The organism is Williamsia soli (assembly GCF_017377795.1).
Lineage (GTDB): Bacteria > Actinomycetota > Actinomycetes > Mycobacteriales > Mycobacteriaceae > Williamsia > Williamsia soli.
Genome location: NZ_JAFRDR010000005.1, coordinates 223,054 through 239,296, shown reverse-complemented (window position 1 = coordinate 239,296; position 16,243 = coordinate 223,054). Strand labels below are relative to the sequence as shown.

The following is a 16,243-nucleotide window of genomic DNA, read 5'->3' as shown; positions in this document are numbered from 1 at the left end:
TGCGCTCATCCTCTCTGCTGACGTTCAGAACATTCGGGCAAGAGATGCGTTACCCGGGCTTCGATCACCTCGGTATCGCCACGACAGGTAGGGGCTCTCCGCCGTCGACCGAGTTGAATCCGATTTTCACCGTCTGCCCCACGCTCAACTCGCTATCCGCTCCGGCCTGGGCGTAGATCCACGGGCCCTCATCGAGCTGAATCAAAGCAATAACGTAGGCGGGCTTAGTGGTCTCGCCGTCGCGGATGTGGGGAGCAGTCCAGGAAACGATTTCGCCCCAGCCCGCCACCTCGGTCCAGGTGACATCGTCGGACGAACAGTAGGCGCAGCGTCGCGATTGGGGTGCGGACCACTCGTGGCAATTCCCGCAACGCAGCATCACGAGCTGGCCCCGACCAGCAGCGTCGAAGAACTCGGTCGACCATGCGTCGCGCTGAAGTGGAAGAAGAATCATCTCGTCACGCCGCATCGCCGAGGATCAAGGTGGAGTGGTCGTCGAAAGTGCCGCCGTTGCCGCTGACGAGAGCGAGGTCGTGGCGCTCAACCTGGCGGTCGCCCGCCTGACCGCGGACCTGCATGACAGCTTCGGACAAGGGGGTCATGCCCCACATGTAGTAGCCCGACAGATGCCCACCACCAGTGTTGATCGGCAGTCGCCCGCCCGGACCTGTTGCACCCGAACGGAAGAAGTCTCCCCCGGCACCCTTCTCGCAAAAACCGTAGTCCTCGGCGCTCACCAGCGTCGTGAAGGTGAAGCAGTCGTAGAGCTCGGCCAGGTCGATGTCCTCCGGGGTCACGCCGGCCATTTGATAAGCCTGCCGCCCGGATTCGAGCGCTCCGGTCGTCAGGCCGAATCGACTGCGACGATCCATTGGATAGTCGGGATGCGATTGCCCCATACCCTCGATCGTCACCAGCGGCTGCGCCAGATCTCGCGCCCGTTCCACCGACGTGACGATGACCGCGATTGCACCGTTGGAGACAAGGCAGCAGTCGAACAGGTGAAAGGGATCGGAGATCATCCGAGAGCTCTGATGATCGTCGACGGACATGGGTTTACGCATCTGCGCGTGTGGGCTCAGCTCGGCCCACGACCGGGCACTGACGGCCACCTCTGCCAGGTCGAGGCTCGTCGTGCCGTAGGTCGCCATATGGCGCCGCGCCGCCATGGCATACCCCGCGAGCGCGCCGCGCAGCCCGACCGCAACCGGCATGTCACCCAGCCCGGTCAGCTCGTCGGCCTTGCCCGCGTACTTCGCGCCCGTAGACACTCCCTCACTCAGCGGATTGTCTGCGAATACGCAGGCGACGGTCTCTGCTGCTCCGGCGGCGATTGCCAGGCATGCCGTCTGCACCATGACGCCGGCTGACGAGCCGAACGCCTGGACGTCTGCCGCCAGCCGAAGATCACCAAGGCCGAGTCGTTTGGACAGACGGAGGTTGACCCCACGCATGGCACCCGCGTTGACCAACAACCCGTCAACGTCTGACAGCCGCAGACCCGCATCGAGACACGCCTTCGTCACGGCTTCGTCGGCGAAGTCCTCGGCCGACCGGCCGTAGACCTTGCCCATCTGAGTCATGCCCAGACCGGCAACCGCTCCTTTGGCACCCATGTAGACCTTTCGAATATCGAGCCCTGTGGCGAAATAGCCAGCAGGTCATACCTTGACGGTATGCGGCAACCGCCAAGTGGTCAATAGCGTACGATAGATAAACAATAAAGCACGACAAGCGTAGTCACCGCAGTGAGAGGACCAGACGTGGAGCGCCAGACACAGTCGACGAACGAGCCAGTACTGCTGCAAGAGAGGCACGATCACAAGCTCGTGCTCACGCTCAATCGCCCCGCTGCGATGAACGCCATGAATGCTGCCCTGTCCGGCGCGCTGGGCGACGCCTTGGAGGACGCGGCTCACGACCCCTCGGTTCGGGTCGTCATACTCACCGGCGCCGGCGACCGCGCCTTCTGCGCCGGTGTGGACTTGAAGGCGGCGGCCCGCGGCGAGTCGACCCACGCATCGCAAGAGGCCTTCGACAAGTGGCACTTCGGAGGATTCGTCAAGCACGTGATCAGCAAGCCCATCATCGCGGCCGTCAACGGATTCGCACTCGGAGGAGGCACCGAGATCGCACTCGCGAGCGACCTCGTCGTCGCTGCCGACACCGCCACCTTCGGTCTGCCCGAGGTCAAGCGCGGGATGATAGCGGGCGCCGGTGGAACCTTCAGACTGCCGCAGCAGATTCCGATAAAGATCGCCATGGAGCTCCTGTTGACCGGCGATCGTCTGAGCGCCGAGCAAGCTCGCGAACTCGGCCTGGTCAACCGCGTCGTGCCGCGCGAACAGCTGATCGAGTCCGCGCTCGAGCTCGCCGACCGCATCTGCGCCAACGCCCCGCTTGCGGTCCAAGCGACCAAACGCATGGCCCTACGCATCGATGGGGACGAGATCGAGTCGGACAAAGAACATTGGGAGCGCTCGAAAAAGGAGTTCGCGGAGCTTCGCAAGACAGCCGACTACATCGAGGGTCCGCGTGCCTTCGCTGAAAAGCGCGAACCCAATTGGCAGGGCCGGTAACCGAGAAACAAAAGCGCCTCCCCCACGAATCCGTAGAACGGACATCGCGGGGGAGGCGCCTTTTTGCGCTCGCCCCGTCAGGGCACCCGAGTCAGGCGACTCGCGTCAGCACGTTCGTCGCCCAGTCAGCGACGGACTGCAATGCATCGTCTGCCTCCGGAAGATTCCCGGCGAACAGTTGGAACACGTGCGGAACGCCGTCGTACTCCTTGAAGGCAACCTCAACACCCGCGTAGCCAGCGCGCTCGGCGATGAGCTTTGCGTCGTCGAGGAGAACCTCGATCGAGCTGGCCTGGATCATCAGCGGGGGTAGCCCCGCGAGATCTGCCAATGCAGGAGAGACGCGAGGGTTCTCAAAATCTCCACTCGGACAGTAGTTCTCCCGCAGCGGAATCATCATCGGCCGCGAGCACATGACATCAGACTCGTCGTTGGTCTCGTATGATCCCGATTCGAGCCTGAAGTCAGCCCACGGTGACATGAAGATGCCACCCGCCAGACGCGTGCCCTCACGAGTCAGATCGATCAGCGTCGCGAGCGCCAAGGCCGCCCCACCACTGTCACCACTGAGGAAGATTCGATCAGGTGACACACGCTGCTCGATCAGCCACCGGTAGGCCGCAGCACTGTCATCGATCCCAGCTGGAAACGGATGTTCCGGCGCCAGCCGGAAATCCAGGTTGTATACGGTCATCTTGCTGCGCGCTGCCAAATGGGCGGCCAGCCGGCTGTGTGACTCGGGCGAACCCATGGTGAGTCCGCCGCCGTGCAGATTCAGGATGACGCCGTCGCCGGCGTCCTGCGGGACGTGCTTGAGCGCCCGGCGCCCGCCCATGTCGACTTCGCTGACGTCCACATCGGAACGTGCTGCTCCGAACGTCCCCATGGCCTCGGAACCCTCTCGCAGGCTCTTGAGCGACGGGTTCTCAGCTCCCACCATGCTGGCGGTGAACGCACGTAGTTCCGCGTCCAACTTCTCGGCTACTTCACTTGCCATGTTGCATTCTCCTCGGGTGTGTATCAGATCTCACTAGCTTGTTGCTCGTGCCCGGGCAACCCCTCGCACGAGTGGAATCACCCGCGCGTCGGCGCCGCGGCCAGAAGTAAGTTCTTGAGCGGAATATTGGTATCTGCCAACGCCAATGGGTCGACGACTGCTCGTACGCTGACCATTTTCCGCGCGACGGCAAAGTCGCGCGGACTGGACACGACCTCCGCCGCTCGAACCCGGTTGTCCCGCAAGTAGAAGACGGCGATATGCCGGGCCTTGTCGGGGTCGCGTCGCACGACAACCGTGTCACTCGGGCTTGCCAAACCTACGACTTGAAGCTTCATGTCGTACTGGTCGGACCAGAACCACGGCACAGCGTCGAACGGTTCCGATTTACCCGTAAGGGTCCGGGCCAGGGCACGCGCCTGCTCGGTACAGTTCGGGATGGATTCGAGCCGTCTGGTCTCCGCGGACTCGGAGCATGGATAACGCGCAGCATCGCCGATCGCGTAGATTGCGGGGTCGTTGGTGCGTAACGAAGAATCGACCAGGATGCCGTCGCCGACGTTCAGTCCGGCCGAGAGTGCCAGGTCCGTGCGCGGTTGAAGGCCGATGCCGATCAGGCACACGTCGGTCGAGATTGTGGTGCCATCGTCGAGCAAGACTGCTGTCAGTTCGTCGTTCGAACCGACCTCAAAGTGATCGACGGATTTACTTGTGTGAACCCTCACTCCTTCCTGCTCGTGGACATCGGCAAAGAAGGCTGAGGTAGCGGGCGAGGTCACACGCGCCAGCACGCGTTCCTCGCGTTCGACGACTGCCACTTCTACACCGAGTCCTCTGGCCACAGCCGCCACCTCGAGTCCGATATAGCCTCCCCCGATCACGGTCAATCGAGCACCGGGAGTCAAGTGCTTCCGTATCGAGTCTGCGTGCTCAGCGTCGCGCAAGTAGAAGACGTTCGTCGCCCTCGCCAAAAACTCGTCCGGGTAGGCCCGCGGCGAACCGCCGGTTGCGAGGACAAGGGCGTCGTAGGCGATGTTCTGGCCATCTTCGAGGATCACGCGCTTGTGCTCGCGCTCGATGGACACCGCCCGCTGGCCGAGCTTGACGTCGATGCCGAAACGCCGATATGAGTCCTCAGGCCTGATCAGAAGCTCCAGCCGGGTCTTCTGTTCAGTGAGATATGACTTGGATAGCGGATGGCGAGAGTATGGATAGGAGTTCTCTGCACCGATAACCGTGATTCGGCCTGCGAAGTCCTGCTCACGCAAACTCGCGGCCAGATCGCCGCCGGCCTGCCCCGCACCCACTATCACGACATGATCGACACGGTCTGCATCCATTGCCAGCTCGTATCCGTCGTCGACAACCATCCTTACTGGCTGTCCGGGATGTGCAGCACGATCCCATCGGTCTCACTGACACACGAAAGCTGGCAGCTGAGCCGACTGAACTCGGTGGGCTCCTCGGCCGTTGCCTCAAGCATCTCCAGCTCTTCGGATTCGGCCGAAGGCAGGCGGTCGAACCATTCCGGCTCGACGAACACGTGACACGTGGCGCACGACAGATCACCGCCACATTCTCCGATGATGCCATTGACCAAGTTGTCGGTCGCGGCGTGAAGCATGGACGTACCCATGAGCACCTCTACTTCCGTTCGGTGCCCGTCCTTGACGAAGACGACTTTCGATTTATCGCTCATGTGCTGTTCCTCATGTGATCGTAGATAGTTTTATGAACTGCAGAAACCCTCGTAGTCAACAACATTGGCGCTGGCTAGATCGCACTACCTCGTCGAACCGAGCCCTGCGGTGGTCCAGTAGCAACTGCGCTACGTCGTCATAGCGTGCGAACTACTAGGAATTGCCGATAGAAGTTCCGGGTTTCGCTGGGCCGCCAGAACTGAGCGCAACCTGTCGCCTACTCGACCTCTCGGATGCGTCAGGGGACCGATCTCCCCTTTGACGCTCAAGCGCGTTCACTCTGAAGATCGGTCCGTACACCCCGGCCGGCGTCTGGGGCTCTACACGACGAGCACAGACGTCACTCATGACGCTCATGAAACTCCCTCAGGCTTCTACAGCGGGCTTCGAACCAGTTTGAATGTGATCGGTACCACTGTCAAGGCCTAGCGCTAGCTCAGTTCCTGATCTGCTTCGGAATCTAGCGCGAACCAAATCTATGCCCGAAACAACTCCTGGACTGCAGTATGGTCGCCGGAGAGATCGCGAGGCCCGCTCAGCAAATGTTGACATTATAGCGATCGGTAGACAGAATGCAGGTGATCCTTTCATACGCCGCCTCTGCAGTCGACGGCCACGTGATCACGGCATCGATGACAGGGCGGCACAATGGCTCGTTCCACTCTGTGACCCATGCGCGCACGACGGAGGGCGCCCACAAGGCAAGGGTCCCCTGTCGTCAGTTTCGATATGTCGGGCATGGCGAGCCCCCATGCCCGACATAACGGCAACAACCGGTGCGACATTCGAGGCCGAGCTCCCGCAGCCCGCTCTCCAAGCCGAGTACCGGTGATACAGTCCGCATTTCTGAAAGGACGGCCGATGAAGTCGGTTCGCGCCGATCGACTGCAGCTGAAGGCTTCTCGACTACAAAACGTCTACCACAACGACAGATCCCGTAATCAGATCGTAGTTCGTCGAGTCGTTCAGATTCGAGCGTCTCTTAGCAGTGCCCGATCCACAAGACCGGACGGGACCGAGTCGCGATGACTCTAAGTCACGTCTCGGCGTTCCAGCGTGAATACAGTGAGGCATAAATGAGCAGCAACAACCACCGCGACGTGATCATCATCGGTTCCGGCCCGGCCGGCTACACAGCGGCTGTGTACGCCGCGCGCGCTAATCTTTCCCCGTTAATGTTCGAGGGGTCCGTCACTGCAGGCGGCGCGCTGATGAACACAACGGAAGTGGAAAACTTTCCCGGCTTTCGTAACGGAATTCAGGGCCCTGACTTGATGGACGAGATTCGTGCGCAGGCAGCACGGTTCGGTACCGAAATGATCAAGGATGACGTCACCGAGGTTGATCTATCCGGCGAGGTAAAGGTTGTCATCACGGCACAGGGCACATTCACGGCGAATGCCGTGATTCTCGCAATGGGTTCTGGTTACCGCAAACTCGACATTCCGGACGAGGACCGCTTGTCCGGTCGCGGCGTCAGTTGGTGCGCCACGTGCGACGGATTCTTTTTCCGGGGGCAGCATATTGCTGTAATAGGTGGAGGAGACTCCGCGCTGGAAGAAGCAACCTTCCTGGCGCGCTTCGCTTCGAAGGTCACACTGATCCACCGTCGCGACACACTCCGAGCCTCGAAGATCATGCAGGACCGCGCAATTGCAGATCCTAAGATCGAGTTCGCGTGGAACTCTGAGGTCGCCCAGCTGCACGGTGACGATCAGCTGACGGGTCTGACCCTGCGCGACACTACGACGGGTGAAGCTCGCGAACTGGCCGCAACTGGTCTGTTCATAGCAATCGGGCATGATCCGCGTTCAGAATTGGTTCTAGGCCAGGTAGATCTCGATGACGCGGGGTACGTTTTGGTCGAGGGTCGCAGTACTCGAACCAACCTGCCCGGAGTTTTCGCTTGCGGTGACCTCGTCGACCACTCATACAGGCAAGCCATTACCGCCGCCGGCTCAGGATGTTCCGCCGCCCTCGACGCGGAGCGTTATCTCGCCGCCCTCAAGCACGCTTCGCTTGCTGCGAAGGCTATCACCGCTGTGCTCGATTAGCCCAATGCAAACCGTCACTATCTCTTCCAGGCGTGGACGATAGGCGAAGTCCCGTCGACCTGACTGTTTCAGGTGGCAGGTCCCGGTTGGCGGGCCAGATGATGTGTACCCGCGCCGTCGACAATGGTGTCTCACGTGTCGAGCACAGCGATCTGGGGGGGGGCACGATCCGCACCGACTCGATCGACGTTCGTCGACAACTCTGCGATCGGTTACTCGCCGGCGGGGTGTGCCCAGTGTCGGATGCTGGCGATCATCGTCTTTGACTCGACGCGCCTTCTTCCGCTCGGGACCGGTACGTGTCGGTCACCAATATCGATGCGTCGCTCAGAACCCCGAATTGATCACATTAGTAAATGTAAATCGTCAATCGTCGAACAACCTGGAGCCGATCCTCCCGACACACTCGGCCGCCGGGAGGATCGACCGCCGGACCGGTCTTCAGTTCGCGTCCAACCCACCTCGTCCGTTGCTAATGCCGCACCGACTGCTGCTGAAGGGCACTGAGATGCTCGACCCAGGCCTCTGCCGGTTTTGTTGGGTGGTCCGCACTCATCCCTCCATCGACAACGAATTCGGCGCCAGAACAATAGCTGGACTCATCCGAAGCCAAAAACAGCACCATTGTTGCGACGTCGGCTGGCTCACCCATTCTCTTCAACGGAAGTGACCAGTCACCCGGCCCGGGCTCGAGAATGCCGGTTCCGTACCAAGCCGCCTGCGCTTCGGTCGCCATTTGAGTTGCAACCCCGCCCGGAGCGACTAAGTTCACGCGGATGCCGAGCGGCCCAAGCTCGACTGCAGCACTCCGGCTCAATCCGGTCAGGCCATGCTTTGAAGCGCAGTAGCCGGCTCCTCCCGCAGACCCGCGGAGCCCGTTCGTAGATCCAATATTGACGATGGACCCTCCTCCGCCAGAACGGCGCATCGGGTCGATCACCGCCCTTATTCCAAGGAAGGGTCCAAGTGTATTGACGTAAAGATGGGTCATGAATTCTTCTTCGGTAATCTTGTCGACCGGCACATAACGCGCGAACCCCGCGTTATTAACCAAGATATCGAACCTACCGAACGCTTTTGTCGCGACGTTGACAGCGTTGTCCCAATCCTCCGCCTGGGTAACGTCGAGATGCGCATAGATGGCCGCTTCACCCAATTCTTCGCTCGCAGCCTTTCCAAGATCGTCCAAGACGTCTGTCATAACGACTTTAGCGCCTTCGTTGACGAAAAGGCGTGCGGTCGCCTCGCCACTCCCTCGGGCCGCACCGGTGATGAGTGCCACTTTTCCCTCTAGCCGATTACCCATGAATTCTCTTTCCCTTGCGATCGGACCTACGATCAAAATTATTAGAACTGGCCAGCGTTGACCTGCCCGATGGCTGCGACAACGTGTACCTACTGAGCCTGTAGTGCGACATCTTCAAAGCCCAATTTCGACCGAGACCGGGACCTTGACCAAGGTATTCACCACGCCGCTCAACCCGCGTTCTGCCTTGCCATTCATTTGGAGAGCAATCCGGCGAGAATGCATTTCCTCGAGCAGGATACGAAGCTCTAGCTTCGCCAGCATGTGGCCAACGCACCGATGTGGGCCTGCACCAAAGCTGAGGCCGGCGCCACCGGTTCCTGCTGCCGGCTTGGGCTCGCTACGGAAAGGATCAAACTCGTTAGGTCGGGGAAACGCGGACGGATCTCGGTTCGCGGCCGAAAAAACAACCATCAACATGTCGTTCTCTTTGATCGCCTGCCCACCGATCTCGGTGTCTCTTTTAGCGACGCGTACAAACCTCATCGCTGGCGTAATGTACCTCAGAAACTCGTCGACCAGTTCTGCAGACCTTCCCTCATTGAGGGCTCGGTTCGATGCTTCTCGGATCTCTGGCCTGGTGGCCAGAAGATGACCTATATGCGCGATCGTTGTATGCGTTGTTTCGAATCCAGCCGTGAGCAAAGAAGCTGTGTAGAGTTGATATTCGAGTGAATCAATATCGCCCTCATCGAGCGATTTGGCCAGCACCGTCGTCATATCATCGCCTGGGTTCACGAGCTTCTCATGCCCCAGGCGAGTCATGTACTCACCGACGTTCATCATTTCTTCTGTAAACTTCGCACCGCCGTCGTTCAAGGCCTGGGCCTCAAAAATGTCATTTGTGGTGTTCACTATGTAACTGCGCTGATCTACCGGCACACCAAGAATTCGGGCGATAACACGCGCGGGGATATAACGAGCGACCGCTTCGACCCAGTCGAATTCGTCAGACTTCAACGCGTCATCGAGCGTTTCGACCACCACTTCACGAATCCAGGTCTCGAAGTTCGCAACAACCCGTGGTCCGAACGATTTGGCCGCCGCTCGACGTACGCGACTATGCTCCGGCGGGTCCATGAAAAGGACGTGCTTACTCATCAGATTGTCGCCTGTTGGGTTGAGCAACGGGTAGACAGCACCCAGCCGCGAGCTATATGTCTCAGCATCCTGCAACACGTCGGCTATTTCGTCATACCGGGTTAGTAGCCAAAACCCCCCCGTGAGAGTGCCCGTGTCTGCCGGCTGCCACACAAGTCCTGGACGAGAGCGCAACGTGTCGTAAACGTCGTGCGGAACGCCCGCTCTGAATGTCTCGGGGTCAGCGAGATCCGGTATTCCCGGGATCTCGGTAGTGATGGTCATCTGAATCCTTTCGCGTAGGGGAATAGAGAGATTTGCGCAATCAGTCGGTACCCCACTTGCGGGCATGCCGAATGACTATTTCACCGGTTATGCATCTACTTGCACAGCAGAGGTCAGAACCCAGATGCCTCGACCAGTCGCGCAATGATGGATCCACCGAATGCTCTATAGCTCGAACCTACTAACATTCGCCGCAATATGATCCGGCAACGCCATATGCATTGTTCGATACATTTACACATTGATGTTGCGACGTTTAAGTATGGAATCGTTGGCATCGGGTAAAAAGATCGCCCGGATGGCTCATCGCGGAACTGAATTGTTATTGATAACTCAGCTATTCGTTGCCGGGCGCCGGTGACCAGACAAACGGGCTTCGACTGGGTGCCCTCAGCAACGAAGATTCATGAGCGGGGCTCGCTGCCGTAGTCGCGGCAAATATAAGCTGCTCGAGTTACATCTATCGGCGGCATCGTATGACCGGGCAGTGCCTCTACAGAACTGCGCTCAGCAGGTTGCTCAGTAGACCCTCTCCAGACCAGGCGATTCCGCTCTAAGGCAGAGAAAAACTCAGCCGATAAAGCTTGCCAGTTCCTTCAAGATCGCTGACTTGGGGCGGGCCCCGTTTATCTGTTTGACGACTTTTCCGTTCTGATACACGTTCATCGTTGGTATACCACTGACGTGGTACTCTGCGGTGACAACGGGATTTTCGTCCACGTTCATTTTGACAACCTCAATCTTGTCGCCAAGTTCTTCTTGGATCTCCACAAGAATCGGCGCGACCTGACGACACGGCCCGCACCACTCGGCCCAAAAATCAACAAGCACAAGCTTGTCAGACTGCAGAACCTCTCCCGAGAAGTTGCTGTCGGTAACTACTTTCAAGTCAGCCATAGAAGGCTCCATTCTGATTCGATAATGCGACTATCGCAGGAGACGTGCTGTCCCTTCTAAGGACGTCTGTTGCGGCACCTCGCGACCGGAGCACATTGAATGGCGCAGAGCCGTCGAAGAGGGATCCATCACGACCTACGCTGCAATGCGACTAGGCGTGAATCGCGTGACCGTCCGCCCCAAACCGGACGTCCTTTACCCCTTCTATCTCGGCTTCGACCCGCAGGGCAACGAGGGTCTTCTGCCAACTCCACTTCATGATATCGAACAGAATCTCTGTGATCTGGACGTCCGTGAAGTGTTGGCGTGCTTGTACTCGCAGCGCATCGTCGACGAGGTTCGGGGAAAGTATCGTGGCGTCGGTCAGCCGAAGTGCAACCTTCCATGAGTCAGGGAAGTCGGACTCTTCAAATCGGTCAATTTGGTCGGTGAGTTCGTCGTCGAGACCTGCCTCTCTTGCTGTCATTTCACGCAGCGATTGACAGACACGGCAGTCGTGGGTCCGAGCGCAGCGCAACCGAACGATCTCAGTGATCCGCGGATCGAGTTTGTCCGACCGTGCCAGTCGCGATCGCACCACCGTCGCAGAGAACACGTCGTAAGCGGTGGTGATAGGCGACTGCTGTACCAGCGTTGGATCGATGCGTGTAATTATCATTTAGTCTCCTCGGGGTGAAGTAGTCCTTGTGCAACCATTCGCATACGCATGTCGAGCTCAATTACATAGATCGCGGCGCTGAAGTTCATTACGTCGGCGTCTGAGAAGTGCGCTCGTAGACCCTCGATGTCCTCGGTTTGCATTTGCGAGACCGCGAGATTGAACTGCTCGGTAAATGCTAGGACGGCACGATCCACATCGTCGAAGGCGGCAGACGTGAACCAACGGTCCAACGAGGCAATCTTGCCTTCGTCGAGACCTGCATCGACGGCGCGGGGATGGCGATACTCTGCTGCATCGCGATTGCCCATGAGCATCGCCAACCGAATTCGACACAATTCCAATCGAACGGGATCGACCGTGCTCCACGTCACTTCCAGGAGATGGTCGAGGTCCTCCATATCGGTGGGCTGCAAGCTTCGGAGGCGGTGGTCCAATGTGACGGGCGACAGCGACGATGTAGACATCTAGCCCACCACGCTATGTAGTGCGGCCGAGTCGGGCATAGCTCTGTCTTCAGGGTTGAAACAACCAACATTGACCATGAGAACTCTCCTTAACGTGCGCTAGATAACATCCTGCGGGGTCTACGCTAATGTAACCAATGTCACGAAGTCAACAGGAATCGTCTGCAAGCTGAACCAGCATCGGTTGACCGTGGCACGTCCCGGCGAGCGTCTGACGGAGAACGTGAATGCGGAGAGCCCGAACCCCCCGGGGGAAGGAGACGCCACACACGTTGGCGTCGGGCGCGCGCAACCACTGGAGTCTCGTAGGGCTGCTGATGCGCCGAGCCCCAGCGAATGCAGGTCTTCTCGCCACCGCAAAGACTCTCGCGGGCTGGTCGAGCTGCGGGCGGGTAAACACGGCCGCGCCGAGCATGTTCCACGTAGGTCCTGGTCGCCCGCGTCAGGTGGGGAATGTCGGATGACTCCCTCATGCCCGACAGGCGCACACTTGATCGGTACTTCCTCGGCCGCGGCTAAGTCCAATACCGTCGGAGGCGTTGCATAGCTACCACCTTCTCAATCTCATGCCGAACCCACTAGATTCAGGGAGACTCAGCTCACGGCGTTCGAGCGGTGTCGACACCGATCAGTCGACACCGCAGCCGTCGGCATCAGGACCTCGAGCGTGCAGCGCCGAATGCTCAGACGCGGGTAGAGGTCTATAGGACACAAGCGTCATACATGTCCTGAGATCTCACGCGTCAGCAGCGGCACGACCCGATTGGGACGTTCAAGCCCGGCATTCTCCATCGCCTCGACAAGGCCGATCCGCGCCGGTCAGGCAAGAATGTTCGTAGATTTGGAATCTGCCGATTTCGTGACAACCGCACCCATCGCACACGGTCTGCAATGCAAGAACTGCCTCACGTCGGCGCGGTGAGCCACTCGGATCGACTGCGCACCTCGTGATTTATGGAACACCACATACCCCCCGGTGCGCGTCACCCGCCGGCCTCGCCCGTTGCAGTTCCAGGTACCGCCGATCCATCCGAGTCTTCTACGCATTCACTAGCTCATCGAACTCAACAGTGACCGAAACAGGTCCTCCGCCAGAACGCTTCGTCGTAGACATTCCACCCGCCACCCGGACACAAAAGTGAAGAACGCGACCACTCATCGGCAACTGAACCAGCTTGGGCGCTGAATCGACCCGCCGGTCGCTCGTTGTCGCCGTCGATAGCCATACCTATTGGCTTTCGGGGATGTTCAGCACGATGCCGTCCGTCTCAGAGGTACAGGACAGCTGGCAGCTCAGGCGGCTGAATTCGGTGGGCTCCTCGACCGTCGCTTCGAGCATCTCCAGCTCGTCGGCTTCGGCCGGAGGCAGGCGGTCAAACCAATCCGGATCGACGAAAACATGACATGTGGCGCATGATACGTCGCCGCCGCACTCTCCGATGACGCCACTCACCAAGTTGTCGGTGGCGGCGTGAAGCATCGAAGTGCCCACGAGCGCAACTACTTCTGTCCGGTGCTCGTCCTAGACGAAGACGACTCTCGACTTATCGCACATTTGTACTTCCTCGAGTTTTCGTGACGACTGTAAGAACTGAATCGTTGAGATTCAAGGCCGCGCCTCCTACGCGAACTCACCTGACCGCCAGGGTGGTCAGAAGCGCGGCGAGAGGGTTCGCGACGCGGTGCGCCTGACGATCCGCGCCGAGAACACCGTCGTGTAAGAAGTTTCCCGCAGCATGCGCAGTTCCTTGTCGCGATAACTTGTCTCAGCAAGCCTGGTCCTCCACGGGTTGAACCTGAGCTGCGAGCACGATGCAGCCTCGCTCAATGCGAGACCGGCTCGCGGAAGGATTCAATCCTCATAGGAGCGCGGTGGAACAGATTGATGAATGACTTGTCTGGATTGCCGACCACCTTGGCGGTGTCAATCGAGTATGTCTCTACGCGTTCCAGCAGAGCCTGTATGACGGCCACTACGATGGCCTGTGCCAAGCCCGCGCCGAGGCAGGTATGTACACCGGACCCAAAACCCAGATGTGGAAGTGCGCCGCGCGATATGTCGAACTCGTCAGGATGGTCATATCTGGCCGGATCAAGATTTGCCGAGGGAAGCAGTGCAAAGACGCGATCACCCTTGTGTATCTTCGCCCCGCCGAGCTCGACGTCGCGCTTTGCGCTCCTCGCGACTCCCATCGCTACGTTGAAGTACCGCAAGCCCTCTCGGACGAAGTTTGGAATCTGCCTCGGATCATCTCGCAGCTGGGCACGGAGATCGGGCCGATCGGCCAGGAACGTCAAGGAGTGGGCAGTGAGTGCCGCAGCCGTATCCGCAGCCCCAAAGATGATGTTGATACACATGCCCTGGATCTCGAGATCCGTGAACTGCCCGTCATTCGCAAGAGTCAGCGCAGAAATGACATCATCACGCGGCTCGGCACGACGAGCGCGCACCACTTCCCCGATGTAGATCCAGCCATCCTTGAACGTCACGATGGCCTGGTCATCAACCTCAGCCTTCTTGTCGTGCGACTGATCGGACATCGCGCGGAAGATTGGAGCCGGGTCTTCCAGTCCAAATCCCATGTGGTCGTTGACAACTCCGGCCACGATCGGGGAAGCCAAGTCGTAAATAATGTCGAACTCGGGCATCGACGAGACCTGATCGAGGACCTGATTCACCTTCGACTTGATCGCGCCTTCCATTTTCTTGACCTGCCGCCTCGAAAAGTGAGGGTTCAGTGCGGCACGCACCGTCTCATGGCGTTCACCGTCGAAGAAGTTGAACAATGTGTTCCCTGGCGACAACCAAGCGGCTTTCGGAGGGGTCGGGATGAGTGAACCACCCTCCGTCTCGCTGTCGACTGCTTCGATGGTGAAGGATTCCGAGTCCTGCAGCACCGCGCCGGCGTGTTCGAAGTCGTTGGCGACCCAGAATCCGCCGTACGCCTCACTCCACACCACGGGGCCGGCTTCTCGCAGTTCTTGGAACTTCTTGCGATACCCGGTTGCGTACTCGGGCGAGTGATGGTCGAAGGGACAGGCCGCTCTACCGTCGTGTAACGCAGTAGACTCTGCGCCGGAACCGGTAGTTTCGCTGGCGTTCATTGGGCCACCTCTGTTGCGTTCGACCGTGATGACTAGACGCGACCCCGGCACGGCAACTGCGCAATATATGCATCGTCGAGCTCAATAGACGCGGGGATCGCTCCTGTGAGCCTAGTTATCGTACGATAGAATTGCAAGGTTTGCCGCGGGGCGTCAGCGTTCGCCACGCGCAAGACCGGCTTGATCTTTGGCCGCGCAAGGGTCATTGGGATTGCCAGCCATGAGACCGCCTTTGCCGACTTCGGAGTTGCTTTGTATGACCATGTGGCGGTTGGTGATTGGGACCACGAATCGCGAGAGGGTGAGCACGGCCTCCTCAAGAGGCTGATGCAACCAACGACCGAGGATCTGCTGCGGCACGGGCTCGGTCTAAGCGATCATGCGTGGGATTTCTCGACGTCAAAAAGGGCGACGGCGGTGCTGTCAAGCGCCTTCGGTGACCAGTCGTACGGCGTACCGTCGATAGCGCGCAGCGATTTCCTCCGGATACAGCGGTCCCCGCGGGGTGTACCAATCCAAGATGCCGCCAAGCATCCCCAATATGGAACGCGCGGTGAAATGCGGATCCGGGTCGGCCCGAAAGACACCACTGTCGATTCCCTCCCGCAGCAACTTCTCCAAGACCTGCTGCACGAGTTCCCGCTTCTCGATGTACTTCTCGCGAAGCTCGGGTCCTAGGAAGCGAGACTCATTGTGAAGCATCGCGAGGTCGCGGCGACAGGTGTAGTGCAACGCAACAGACGTGATGAAGTTCTCGAACTGGGCGAGCAGATCATCACCGGCGTCGGCGAGGCATAGCCGCAGGCGTTCATTCGCGTCGTCGGTTGCGATGATCAGCAGCGCGGAGAGGACGCCTTCTTTGTTGTTGTAGTGATAATAGAGAGACGGCACTGTGAGCCCCGCTCGGGAGGCAATGCCGCGGACTGTTGTTCCGTGGTAGCCGAGTTGTTGAAACTCAGACAATGCTGCGACCAGGATGGGATGGAGCGGCAACTCGTCGAACCTCCGCCAGTCCTCGACTGTTGACGATGCAGCCTCAGCAATTCCGCCTACATTGCTCAACTGCTTCCCCTCCTACGGATTCGGTTTAACTAACGTTCCGTACGGACCATACC

General features: G+C 59.2%; 15 protein-coding genes and 1 pseudogene. 2 read left to right on the top strand and 14 right to left on the bottom strand.

Features of this window, described 5'->3' with window-relative positions:
• Nucleotides 1-64: 64 nt before the first annotated feature.
• Together J3S28_RS15465 and J3S28_RS15460 are read right to left on the bottom strand one after the other, a co-directional pair.
• Complete coding sequence (locus tag J3S28_RS15465; RefSeq protein ID WP_207841623.1) at nt 65-469, bottom strand: Zn-ribbon domain-containing OB-fold protein; 405 nt, start codon at nt 467-469, stop codon at nt 65-67.
• Complete coding sequence (locus J3S28_RS15460) at nt 459-1,616, bottom strand: thiolase family protein (protein ID WP_207841622.1); 1,158 nt, start codon at nt 1,614-1,616, stop codon at nt 459-461. The genes J3S28_RS15465 and J3S28_RS15460 overlap by 11 nt, the downstream gene beginning before the upstream one ends.
• Before the next feature lie 147 nt (nt 1,617-1,763).
• Between J3S28_RS15460 and J3S28_RS15455 the strand changes: the two genes are divergently transcribed.
• Nucleotides 1,764-2,579, top strand: coding sequence for a crotonase/enoyl-CoA hydratase family protein (locus J3S28_RS15455; protein ID WP_207841621.1), 816 nt, complete (start codon nt 1,764-1,766; stop codon nt 2,577-2,579).
• A 91-nt stretch (nt 2,580-2,670) separates the two neighbouring features.
• On the opposite strand, the gene J3S28_RS15450 is transcribed toward J3S28_RS15455, so the two are convergent.
• From J3S28_RS15450 to J3S28_RS15440, 3 genes are all read right to left on the bottom strand, one after another.
• On the bottom strand, nt 2,671-3,576 hold the full coding sequence (locus J3S28_RS15450) for an alpha/beta hydrolase (RefSeq protein ID WP_207841620.1): 906 nt from the start codon (nt 3,574-3,576) through the stop codon (nt 2,671-2,673).
• A 77-nt stretch (nt 3,577-3,653) separates the two neighbouring features.
• Nucleotides 3,654-4,946, bottom strand: coding sequence for an NAD(P)/FAD-dependent oxidoreductase (locus J3S28_RS15445; RefSeq protein ID WP_237341621.1), 1,293 nt, complete (start codon nt 4,944-4,946; stop codon nt 3,654-3,656).
• A 2-nt stretch (nt 4,947-4,948) separates the two neighbouring features.
• Entirely contained in the window at nt 4,949-5,275 is a 327-nt protein-coding gene (locus J3S28_RS15440; protein WP_207841619.1) for a 2Fe-2S iron-sulfur cluster-binding protein, read from the bottom strand.
• A gap of 1,077 nt (nt 5,276-6,352) precedes the next feature.
• On the opposite strand from J3S28_RS15440, the gene trxB reads away from it, so the two are divergent.
• Nucleotides 6,353-7,330: a thioredoxin-disulfide reductase gene (trxB, locus tag J3S28_RS15435; RefSeq protein ID WP_207841618.1), complete on the top strand. Its 978-nt coding sequence runs from the start codon at nt 6,353-6,355 to the stop codon at nt 7,328-7,330.
• 472 nt (nt 7,331-7,802) lie between these two features.
• Here the strand turns inward: trxB and J3S28_RS15430 are convergent, their stop codons facing one another.
• From J3S28_RS15430 to J3S28_RS15390, 9 genes and pseudogenes are all read right to left on the bottom strand, one after another.
• Nucleotides 7,803-8,636, bottom strand: coding sequence for a glucose 1-dehydrogenase (locus tag J3S28_RS15430; protein WP_207841617.1), 834 nt, complete (start codon nt 8,634-8,636; stop codon nt 7,803-7,805).
• A gap of 114 nt (nt 8,637-8,750) precedes the next feature.
• Complete coding sequence (locus J3S28_RS15425) at nt 8,751-10,001, bottom strand: cytochrome P450 (RefSeq protein ID WP_207841616.1); 1,251 nt, start codon at nt 9,999-10,001, stop codon at nt 8,751-8,753.
• A 570-nt stretch (nt 10,002-10,571) separates the two neighbouring features.
• Entirely contained in the window at nt 10,572-10,898 is a 327-nt protein-coding gene (gene trxA, locus J3S28_RS15420) for a thioredoxin (RefSeq protein WP_207841615.1), read from the bottom strand.
• Between the two features lie 151 nt (nt 10,899-11,049).
• On the bottom strand, nt 11,050-11,364 hold the full coding sequence (locus J3S28_RS15415; protein ID WP_207841614.1) for a carboxymuconolactone decarboxylase family protein: 315 nt from the start codon (nt 11,362-11,364) through the stop codon (nt 11,050-11,052).
• A 188-nt stretch (nt 11,365-11,552) separates the two neighbouring features.
• Nucleotides 11,553-12,023, bottom strand: coding sequence for a carboxymuconolactone decarboxylase family protein (locus tag J3S28_RS15410; protein ID WP_207841613.1), 471 nt, complete (start codon nt 12,021-12,023; stop codon nt 11,553-11,555).
• Between the two features lie 1,228 nt (nt 12,024-13,251).
• A pseudogene (locus tag J3S28_RS15405) lies at nt 13,252-13,521 on the bottom strand (2Fe-2S iron-sulfur cluster-binding protein); the annotation flags it as partial.
• Between the two features lie 326 nt (nt 13,522-13,847).
• Nucleotides 13,848-14,921 (bottom strand): cytochrome P450, encoded by a 1,074-nt coding sequence (locus tag J3S28_RS15400; RefSeq protein WP_207841612.1) that lies wholly within the window; start codon nt 14,919-14,921, stop codon nt 13,848-13,850.
• A gap of 360 nt (nt 14,922-15,281) precedes the next feature.
• On the bottom strand, nt 15,282-15,488 hold the full coding sequence (locus tag J3S28_RS15395; protein ID WP_207841611.1) for a hypothetical protein: 207 nt from the start codon (nt 15,486-15,488) through the stop codon (nt 15,282-15,284).
• A 63-nt stretch (nt 15,489-15,551) separates the two neighbouring features.
• Complete coding sequence (locus tag J3S28_RS15390) at nt 15,552-16,190, bottom strand: TetR/AcrR family transcriptional regulator (protein ID WP_207841610.1); 639 nt, start codon at nt 16,188-16,190, stop codon at nt 15,552-15,554.
• Between the last annotated feature and the right edge of the window lie 53 nt (nt 16,191-16,243).

Excerpts from the sequence above, each read along its gene's own strand:
- J3S28_RS15445 (WP_237341621.1), bottom strand. The coding sequence starts at position 4,946 with ATGGTTGTCGACGACGGATACGAGCTGGCAATGGATGCAGACCGTGTC.
- J3S28_RS15425 (WP_207841616.1), bottom strand. The coding sequence starts at position 10,001 with ATGACCATCACTACCGAGATCCCGGGAATACCGGATCTCGCTGACCCC.
- J3S28_RS15465 (WP_207841623.1), bottom strand. The coding sequence starts at position 469 with ATGCGGCGTGACGAGATGATTCTTCTTCCACTTCAGCGCGACGCATGG.
- trxA (WP_207841615.1), bottom strand. The coding sequence starts at position 10,898 with ATGGCTGACTTGAAAGTAGTTACCGACAGCAACTTCTCGGGAGAGGTT.
- J3S28_RS15415 (WP_207841614.1), bottom strand. The coding sequence starts at position 11,364 with ATGACAGCAAGAGAGGCAGGTCTCGACGACGAACTCACCGACCAAATT.
- J3S28_RS15450 (WP_207841620.1), bottom strand. The coding sequence starts at position 3,576 with ATGGCAAGTGAAGTAGCCGAGAAGTTGGACGCGGAACTACGTGCGTTC.
- J3S28_RS15440 (WP_207841619.1), bottom strand. The coding sequence starts at position 5,275 with ATGAGCGATAAATCGAAAGTCGTCTTCGTCAAGGACGGGCACCGAACG.
- J3S28_RS15410 (WP_207841613.1), bottom strand. The coding sequence starts at position 12,023 with ATGTCTACATCGTCGCTGTCGCCCGTCACATTGGACCACCGCCTCCGA.
- J3S28_RS15460 (WP_207841622.1), bottom strand. The coding sequence starts at position 1,616 with ATGGGTGCCAAAGGAGCGGTTGCCGGTCTGGGCATGACTCAGATGGGC.
- trxB (WP_207841618.1), top strand. The coding sequence starts at position 6,353 with ATGAGCAGCAACAACCACCGCGACGTGATCATCATCGGTTCCGGCCCG.
- J3S28_RS15430 (WP_207841617.1), bottom strand. The coding sequence starts at position 8,636 with ATGGGTAATCGGCTAGAGGGAAAAGTGGCACTCATCACCGGTGCGGCC.